This window comes from Parafrankia colletiae, from assembly GCF_001854655.1.
GTDB lineage: Bacteria > Actinomycetota > Actinomycetes > Frankiales > Frankiaceae > Parafrankia > Parafrankia colletiae.
On record NZ_MBLM01000134.1, the window covers coordinates 80,665 to 88,865 of the forward strand.

The window sequence follows — 8,201 nt, forward strand, 5'->3', positions numbered from 1 at the left end:
GGCCCGGGCTCACCGGTGTCCAGGCAGTCAGGCGTGGGTCTCTGCTCGCTGTTCCAACCCGGACGGTGAACCGTCAGGGGCACCGGAACAGGCTGGTAGCCACAACGGTGAGCGCGCAGGGCGGAGCGTTTTTGATGCCGGTGGTCCGGAAAGGTTCACCATCGTCGCCGATCGAGATCGTTCCGGTCCGGGACTGGGATGACCAGGACAGTTCGACCGTCCAGCGGCAGTCGCATTCTTCTGTCGTCGCCATGATCAGAAACACTTCGGCATCGGTCAGTGAGACCTCGTACGGGAACTCGATCGGCTGCAGATTCTCGTCGGGTTCGCCGTCTACGGACTCGGAGTCCTCGACATAGACCGCGCGCGGCGGTTCCGCGTCAAGATCGACGTGCAGCCATCGGTATGCGCTGGAACCTCCGCACGGCGCCTGCAGGGTTCGGCCGGCGAGCGGGGGGTCCCGCCGCACAACCCTGACTTTCAGATCGGTGAGGATGACCTGCGCCTCGGTCGTCCCCTGAACCGTGATCCGCACGTCGCCGGGTGACGCATCCGCACCACTCCGGCCGGGAGCCCAGTCGCGCCATCCTCCCACGGTCTGCTCGGAGATCAGCGGGGCCGAGGAGGGCGGGACCTTCCAGGGCGCCACCCAGTCCGAGCCACAGACGGGCGTGAGCTGATTCACCGCCACGGTCAGAGGTGCTGCGCCCGGTAATGGCGATGGGCCGCCTGGCCCACCAGTTCCGCCCTGAGACGGACGCCTCTCCGGCTGCCTGTCCGCGGCGGCGCCCATATCCGGCCGCAGACCACCAAGCCAGAGCGCCACGGCCGCGATGAGCCCGCAAGCCACCAGCACGGCGCCTGCCGAGAGCCCGGCAGCGGCACGGCGCGCCACGCGCCGGGCGGGCACCGGGACGTCGTCGACGGCTCCGCGCCGGCCGGGCGGACGAGCCGCTGCGCCCGCCCCGGCCGAGGCGCCGGCATCCGACCGTGCGTCTGTCGGAGCACCCGGAAAGGGTGGCGGCTGCTCGGAGTCTCCACCTGGGTACTCCGGCTCGGCCGTCGGCCCGGCCGAGCCTGTCCGTACGGCCCCGAGGCCGTCCAGCAACACGGTGCGCGCCTCGTCCTCGGCGAGGCCGACCAGATCGACGGGGATCAGCGCGCGGAGGAGACCACCCGGTTCACAGTCTTCGACCCGAACGGGGATCAGCGAGCGGGTGCCCGGCTCGTAGCGAGCCTGCCATTCGACGCCGCCCCACTCGGAGGCGAGATAGGCGGGCGAGATGATGAGAATGAGATAGTCGGCGGTCGTCAGGCTGCTGTGCATCCACCTGACGGCATTGGTTCCAGGTACCGAGTCCCATGCCTGGAGCCGAACCGTCCAATGAGCGCGCTGCAACTGCCACGATACCCATTCGGCCCAGCCGACGTCCGAATCGGCATAGCTCAGGAAAGCAGTGGGCCTGTTCAGCGCCATCATGCTCCAGACCTGCTCGAACCCGCCGCCTGATCACGCGGGCCAGGTCGCCCGGACTACAGGATATTCTAGTGCAGACCATTCCGACCTGCCGTATCCCCGCGGGGCACCCGGCCGGTTCAGAGGGTTTCGCGGATGTCGGCAGCGGCGACGATGGCGCGCAGGGCGGCCACGTGCGCGCGGAAGGCTGACCGCCCCTCCGTGGTCAGCCGGGCCCGGACCCGGCGGCGCTGCCCGCTCGTCTCACGGTCGAGGTGGACGTACCCGACGTCCTGCAGGGTGGACAGTTGTTTCGACAGCGCCGAGTCCGACAGCGAGAGCTGGTCGCGGATGTAGGCGAACTCGACCCAGTCCGCGGCGGCGAGCAGCGCGACGATGGAGAGCCGGGTGCCCGGATGGATGACCTCGTCGAACCGTGCCTCGGTCACGGGGCGCCGGCCAGGCGCGCGGTGCGCCGGACCCGCGCGATCAGCATCGGCCCGCCCAGCAGCACGATGACCGCCGCGAGCACACTCGCACCGGTCGCCGGGTGGCCGCTCCCGTCGGCGGACAGCGCGAACGCGGCCCCGACCGTCACGCCGGTCAGCAGCACGAGGCCGCCGAGCACCGCGACCGTGACGCGACCGCCCGCGACCTCGGCCCGGACGCTGAGCTCGCCGCTACCGTGCCGCCCGCTCACCACCCGCGGCGCGACACCGGCGTGCAGCGCGCCGAACAGCAGCGTCGCCGTCGACGTCACCCACGGGTTCCCCAGGTCGCCGAGGATGCCGAGCACCACCCAGCCGGCCGCGACGAACCACCAGTACCAGGCCGGGACGGCGATCCGTTCCACCACGCTCAGCCGGCCGCGCTCGACCGTCGCGAGGGCGGCACGTGCCTCCTGCGCGGACACCTCATCCATCGCCCACTCCTTTCCTGGTAGGAAACTCACGTTAGAGTTTCCTACCAGGAAAGTCAATCCGCGAGAATCCGACCCCGGAGAACGGCGAGACTCGGAGAGACCATGACAACCACTCCCCCGCCCCGACCGCCGGCCCCGGCCCGGACCCCGGCGTCGCCGGCCGCGCTCCAGCGCGTGCGTGGCGCGCTGCTCGGGCTGGCCGCCGGCGACGCCCTCGGCGCCACGCTGGAGTTCATGGCGCCCGAGGAGATCCGGGCCCGCCACGGCGTCCACACGGAGATCACCGGCGGCGGCCCGTTCGGTTGGCGCCCCGGCCAGGGAACCGACGACACCGACCTGACCATCGCCGTCGCCCGCACCTACGCCGAGGGCTACCAGCTCCCGACGCTCGCGGAGCACTTCCTGCGCTGGTACCGCGGCCGGCCCCGCGACATCGGCCGGATGACCGAGTCCTCCCTGAAACGCATCGCCCGGGGGGAGGAACCGCTCGCCGCCGGTGCCGCCGCCCTGGTCGCGGCCGGGGGTGGCGGCGCCGGCAACGGAAGCCTCATGCGCGCCCTTCCCACCGGCCTGGCCCGCGCCCACCCGCCCACGTGCTCCCGCGAGTCGGCCGAGATCAGCGCGGTCACCCATGCCGACCCGCGCTGCGTGCACGCCTGCGTCGCCTACACCGCGATCGTCTCGGCGCTGATCGACGGCGCGCCGGCCCGCGCCGCACTCCAGGCAGGCTGCGACGCCGTCCCGCCCGTGCGGCACCGCGAGGTCGACGCCGCCCTCGCCACCCCCGCGGCGACCCGGCTCGACAGCCTTCCCACCAGCGGCTACGTCATTCACTCCCTGGCCACGGCGGTCTGGGCGCTCCAACAGTCAGCGCCGCTGGGCGACCTCCTCGTCGCGGTGGTCAACCGCGGCGACGACGCCGACACCACCGGCGCGATCACCGGCGGTCTGCTCGGCGCCAGGGACGGCGCGGATGCCGTCCCGGACCGCTGGGTCCGCACGCTGGAGTACGCCCCGGAGATCGACGTGCTCGCCCCGGCGCTACTCGCCCTGCGCGACCACGCTCCAGCCATGCTCGACCAGGAAGACCGCGGCGAAGGGGCCTGAAACGGGGGCAGCCCGGCTCCGGTCCGGCGGGAGCCTGCCGGCCACCCGCGGGCGCTGGATCAGGGCGCACGCGAGTGCCTGGCGTCTGCCGCTCTCCGCCGGAGAGAGTCAGGTCGTCCGTTCGGACTTCGGGACAGCGGGCTGCTGTCGCCTCAGTCCTCGATCGGGGTCACGCCGACCGCCTCGTAGGTGGTGGGCTCGCCCTTGTCGTTCAGGGTGGTGAGGAGTCCGCCGCGGGAGCACTCGGCCGGGGTGGCCGGGTAGGCCTTGCCGTTGCAGCGGAAGCGCAGGCCGGTGGCGCCGGGCAGGTCCTTCTCCGGCATCTCCTTGATCGCGGCGGTGACGGTGGCGGGGGTGATCTCGCCGGTGAGGCCCTCCAGCGCGGTGTGGAACGCGGAGAAGGTGATGAACATGGCGGCGGCACCGGCCTCGGTGACGTCGATGTCCTTGCCGTAGGTGTCCACCACGGCGTTGAAGACGCGGATCGCCGGGTCGTCGGAGCCGATCGGGGCGGTCGCCGTGATGGTCATGCCCTCCAGGAAGTCACCGGGCACCGCTTCGCGGGTCGCGTCGGTGATGCAGTGGGCGATGGCCGCCAGCGGGCCGTCGTAGCCGACCGAGCGCAGCCCGTTGAACGCGCTGATGCAGAAGGCGTCGCTGCCGACCACCTGGACGATGCCGGGGTCGCCGTCGACGATGCGCTGCACCTGCGGGGTCATGTCGGCCGTGCCCGCCGGGATCTGGATGACGTCCAGCTCGATGCCCTCGCGCTGGAACATGGGCCGGGTGACCTGGTAGAGGCCGGTGGTGACGGGCAGGTCGATCGCGATGACCGTGACCTTCTTGGCGCCCTCGTCCTTGGCGACCTGGACCGGGAGCGTGACGAGCGGGAAGAACTGGTCGCTGAGGATGAAGGTCGACTCCGGGTCGCCCAGCGAGCCGGCGCCGTTGGCGGTGTAGAACATCACCGGCACATGCGCGGCGTGCAGCGGCTCCCAGATCTGCTCGCCGGCCCCGGAGGAACCGACGACGACGGCGACGACGTCCTCCTCGATCATCCGGTTGGCGCAGTCCGTCGCCTTGGCCGGGTCGGCCAGGGCCTCGCACTGGACGAGTTCGATGGGCCGGCCGGCGATGCCGGAACGGTGCTCGTTGAGGAAGCTGGCGGTCGCCTCGGCGACCTTGAACTCGTAGGACAGGTCCGCGGCGGGACCCTGGCCGTCCGAGACGATTCCGATCCGGACCGGTTCACCCGATGTCGGGGTGGCCGGGCCCAGGGCCGCCTCGGCCGCAGTGGTACCGCCCGTGGCCGGGCCCTCCTCGTCGTCGCTGCCGCAGCCGGCGAGGAAGATGCTCGCGGCCAGCGCACCCAGCGCTCCTAACGCCGCTAAGCGCGTGCCCGCCGCGTGCGCCGCGGGCCTCCTGCGCCCGGACCGGTGCCCGGAGCTGCCGAACACGATCCCCGGATCCTGCATGGTGATGTCCCCCATCTCGCGGTAGGTGCCGTGCCGCGTCATCGGTCGGGACGTCTGGTTCTCCGCGGGATCCGCCGTCCGCCTGCAGGGCCGCACTCGTGTCCCCGCACGCCCGCACGACCCGTCGCCCCAGCCAGTCGACCCGCTGAACCGGACCGCCGGTCCGATGCGCACGGCTACCGTACGGACCCACGGTCCGTTTCACAAGAGAAACTTAAGGAAAGCCGCAGGCTGGACGGCTGTGGCCAACCGGGGCCGCAACACTCCAGGTCACGCGCCGGCCGAAAACGAGTTTCGGGCCCCCGGGACGGCGGCTATCGTGGACCGGCGGCCCGCGCAGGAGGCCGGCAACCTACCTCGAGGAGCCATGGCGTGGAGGGCGACGACGACATCTCCGGGTGAACCCCGGAGAGCCGCCGGCCGGGCGGGCGCGTGATGGCGCCGCCGTTCGTGCCGGTGTGCCGTCCTGCGTCCGTTGCCGATTCCGCCGGRCACCACCCGCCGCTCGATGCCGTCACCGCCTGACTGCCTGCCTGTCCCGCGGTGAACGCGTAGCTGTCGGGGGCCGCCGCCCGCGCACACGCGATCCGAGGTCCGCCGCCCGCATGTCCCCCCACAGTGCTGCCACCCGTCCGTCCGCCCGCCCGCCCGACGCGTCCGTGGTCTGCTCGGGCCTGTCGTTCTCCTGGCCGGACGGCACACCCGTCCTCGACGGCCTCTCGTTCAGCGCCGGAGCCGGCCGCACCGGCCTCGTCGCTCCGAACGGGGCCGGCAAGACCACGCTGCTCCGGCTGCTCGCCGGCGAGCTGCGCCCCGCCGCCGGCACCGTCACGGTCGCCGGCACCCTCGGCTTCCTTCCTCAGAACCTGCCCCTGGCGGACGCGGACGCGCTCACCACCGCCGAGCTCCTCGGCATCGCCCCGGTGATCCGAGCGCTGCGCGCGCTGGAGGCCGGCGACGCCGGCGAGGAGCACTTCACCACGATCGGCAACGACTGGGACGTCGAGGAACGGACCCGCGCCGAACTCGACCGCCTCGGCCTCGGCGAGGTGTCGCTCGACCGGCCGCTGGGCACCCTCAGCGGCGGCCAGATCATGTCCCTGGGCCTGGCGGCGCAGCTCCTCAGACGCCCGGACGTCCTGCTGCTGGACGAGCCGACCAACAACCTCGACCAGACGGCCCGCCGCCGGCTCCAGACCGTCGCCGACTCCTGGACGGGTTGTCTGCTCGTGGTCAGCCACGACCGGGCGCTGCTCGACCGGATGGACCGCATCGCCGAGCTCGACCGCGGCGAGATCCGCTGGTACGGCGGGAACTTCACCGCCTACGAGGAGGCGGTGCGCGCGGAGCGGGCCGTGGCGGAACGCGACGTCCGCACCGCGGAACGGGACGTCCGCCGGGAGAAGCGCGAGCAGCAGCAGGCCCGCGAGCGGGCGGCCCGGCGCGCCGGCACCGCCGCCCGCAACCTCGCCGACGCCGGGCTGCCGAAGATCGTCGCCGGGCGGCTCAAGCGGTCCGCGCAGGAATCGGCGGGCCGCGCCCAGGAGACGCACTCCGCGCGCATCGGGCAGGCCCAGGCCAGGCTCGAGCGGGCTGAGGAGGCGCTGCGCGACGATCCGCTGCTCGTGCTCGATCTGCCCGGCACCCGCGTCCCGGCCGGGCGGACGGTGTTCACCGGGGAGCGGATCCAGGTCCGGTACGGCGGACGGGACGTCTTCTCGGGCGACGGGATCGACCTGACCATCCGGGGCCCGGAGCGGATCGCGCTCACCGGCCCCAACGGAGCCGGCAAGTCCACCCTGCTGCGGCTGCTGGACGGCGGGCTGGCGCCCTCCGGCGGGGAGATCCGGCGCGCCGACGGGCGGTGCGCCTACCTCTCCCAGCGCCTCGACCTGCTCGACCCCGGCCGCACCGTGGCCGAGAACATGGCCGCCTTCGCCCCGCAGGCACCACTGGCGCAGCGGAGGACCCTGCTGGCCCGCTACCGGTTCCGCGGGACCGCCGCCGACCGGCCGGTCGGCGCGCTCTCCGGCGGGGAACGGCTGCGTGCCACCCTGGCCTGCGTCCTGCACGCCGAGCCGGCGCCACACCTGCTCCTGCTGGACGAACCGACCAACAACCTGGACCTGGTGGCCATCGGCCAGCTGGAAGGCGCCCTCGACGCCTACCAGGGCGCGTTCGTCGTCGTCAGCCACGACGAGCACTTCCTGCAACGGATCCGGGTGGAGCGCTGGCTACACCTCGACGGCGGCCGGCTCACCGAGCCCACGGACCCCACCTCGCCGTCGCCGCTATGACCACCCCGGCGTTGGGCTGGCGCGGCTGCTACCGAGAGGAGCGTGGCCCACCTTGAGCATCGCTCGTTCCATGTTCCGACAGAGGAGTCGCCGGTGGAGCTGCTGAGGAAAGGTGTGGCGTACGTAGTCGGGACCTGACAACGTCACGTCTCATGCCCGGTATCGACGAATGGCCCCGTTCGGTGGACGAACTGCGACGGTGGGAGCAGACGGGTGCGCTGCCAAAGTTCCTGTTCTTCTGGGGTCACCGGCCACCGTCGAGCGGCGGCGTCGGAAAGGGTTGCCTCAGTCAGTGGTGGCCAGCCGATTTCACTGTGGACGACAGGACATATCGCAGCGCCGAGCACTTCATGATGGAGCAGAAGGCGAGGCTGTTCGGCGACGAGACAGCCGCCGAACGGGTGCTCGCTGCTGCGAGTCCGGGTGAGGCGAAGACGCTGGGCCGCCAGGTTCGCGACTTCGACGAGGAGATCTGGGCCAGCCGCCGTTACGACATCGTCGTGCGCGGCAGTTTCGCGAAGTTCAGCCAGGACCCCGCTCTGCGGGAGTACCTCGTCGGAACCAGCCGGCGGACACTGGTCGAGGCGAGTCCGCTGGACCGCGTCTGGGGGATCGGCATAGCTGCCGACGACGAACGAGCGGGGCGCCCGAGTGCCTGGCCGGGTCTGAACCTTCTCGGCTTCGCACTCATGGAGGTACGCGGCCTGCTGGCAGCATCCGCGCCGGCGGCGGCGTTCTGACGCCGACCGGCCGCGGCCGGGTCCACGAAGTGCCGGGTCCACGAAGTGCCGGGGCCGACGTGGACGAGGCCGACCTGGGACAGGGCACAGGCCGGTCGAACGCCTGCCGAATCGAGGCACTTCGGCGCTAGGTTGGGCGAGTGGTCAGTGGGGGTGGGGCATGAGTTGCCCTGTGTCAAGCCGCCGCTTGCCGAGCTTGATCGG

General features: G+C 72.2%; 7 protein-coding genes. 3 read left to right on the plus strand and 4 right to left on the minus strand.

Going from position 1 to position 8,201, the window contains the following annotated elements; translation table 11 throughout:
* Nucleotides 1–73 precede the first annotated feature (73 nt).
* From CC117_RS22580 to CC117_RS22590, 3 genes are all read right to left on the minus strand, one after another.
* Nucleotides 74–1,480: a toll/interleukin-1 receptor domain-containing protein gene (locus CC117_RS22580; RefSeq protein WP_084132594.1), complete on the minus strand. Its 1,407-nt coding sequence runs from the start codon at nt 1,478–1,480 to the stop codon at nt 74–76.
* A 116-nt stretch (nt 1,481–1,596) separates the two neighbouring features.
* Complete coding sequence (locus tag CC117_RS22585) at nt 1,597–1,905, minus strand: transcriptional regulator (protein WP_071087345.1); 309 nt, start codon at nt 1,903–1,905, stop codon at nt 1,597–1,599.
* Entirely contained in the window at nt 1,902–2,378 is a 477-nt protein-coding gene (locus CC117_RS22590) for a hypothetical protein (protein ID WP_071087347.1), read from the minus strand. Before CC117_RS22590 ends, CC117_RS22585 begins: the two co-directional genes overlap by 4 nt.
* Nucleotides 2,379–2,480: 102 nt before the next feature.
* On the opposite strand from CC117_RS22590, the gene CC117_RS22595 reads away from it, so the two are divergent.
* Nucleotides 2,481–3,485 (plus strand): ADP-ribosylglycohydrolase family protein, encoded by a 1,005-nt coding sequence (locus CC117_RS22595; RefSeq protein WP_071087349.1) that lies wholly within the window; start codon nt 2,481–2,483, stop codon nt 3,483–3,485.
* A gap of 152 nt (nt 3,486–3,637) precedes the next feature.
* On the opposite strand, the gene CC117_RS22600 is transcribed toward CC117_RS22595, so the two are convergent.
* A complete protein-coding gene (locus CC117_RS22600) occupies nt 3,638–5,002 on the minus strand; it encodes an ABC transporter substrate-binding protein (RefSeq protein WP_084132596.1) in 1,365 nt (454 codons plus the stop codon).
* 563 nt (nt 5,003–5,565) lie between these two features.
* Here CC117_RS22600 and CC117_RS22605 point away from each other — a divergent pair.
* Nucleotides 5,566–7,257, plus strand: a complete 1,692-nt coding sequence (locus tag CC117_RS22605) for an ABC-F family ATP-binding cassette domain-containing protein (RefSeq protein WP_071087351.1) — start codon at nt 5,566–5,568, stop codon at nt 7,255–7,257.
* 152 nt (nt 7,258–7,409) lie between these two features.
* The gene (locus CC117_RS22610; protein WP_071087353.1) at nt 7,410–7,997 is read left to right on the plus strand and encodes an NADAR family protein; all 588 of its coding nucleotides are present in this window, start codon (nt 7,410–7,412) and stop codon (nt 7,995–7,997) included.
* Nucleotides 7,998–8,201 lie beyond the last annotated feature (204 nt).

Excerpts from the sequence above, each read along its gene's own strand:
- CC117_RS22590 (WP_071087347.1), bottom strand. The coding sequence starts at position 2,378 with ATGGATGAGGTGTCCGCGCAGGAGGCACGTGCCGCCCTCGCGACGGTC.
- CC117_RS22595 (WP_071087349.1), top strand. The coding sequence starts at position 2,481 with ATGACAACCACTCCCCCGCCCCGACCGCCGGCCCCGGCCCGGACCCCG.
- CC117_RS22610 (WP_071087353.1), top strand. The coding sequence starts at position 7,410 with ATGCCCGGTATCGACGAATGGCCCCGTTCGGTGGACGAACTGCGACGG.
- CC117_RS22580 (WP_084132594.1), bottom strand. The coding sequence starts at position 1,480 with ATGATGGCGCTGAACAGGCCCACTGCTTTCCTGAGCTATGCCGATTCG.
- CC117_RS22600 (WP_084132596.1), bottom strand. The coding sequence starts at position 5,002 with ATGACGCGGCACGGCACCTACCGCGAGATGGGGGACATCACCATGCAG.
- CC117_RS22605 (WP_071087351.1), top strand. The coding sequence starts at position 5,566 with ATGTCCCCCCACAGTGCTGCCACCCGTCCGTCCGCCCGCCCGCCCGAC.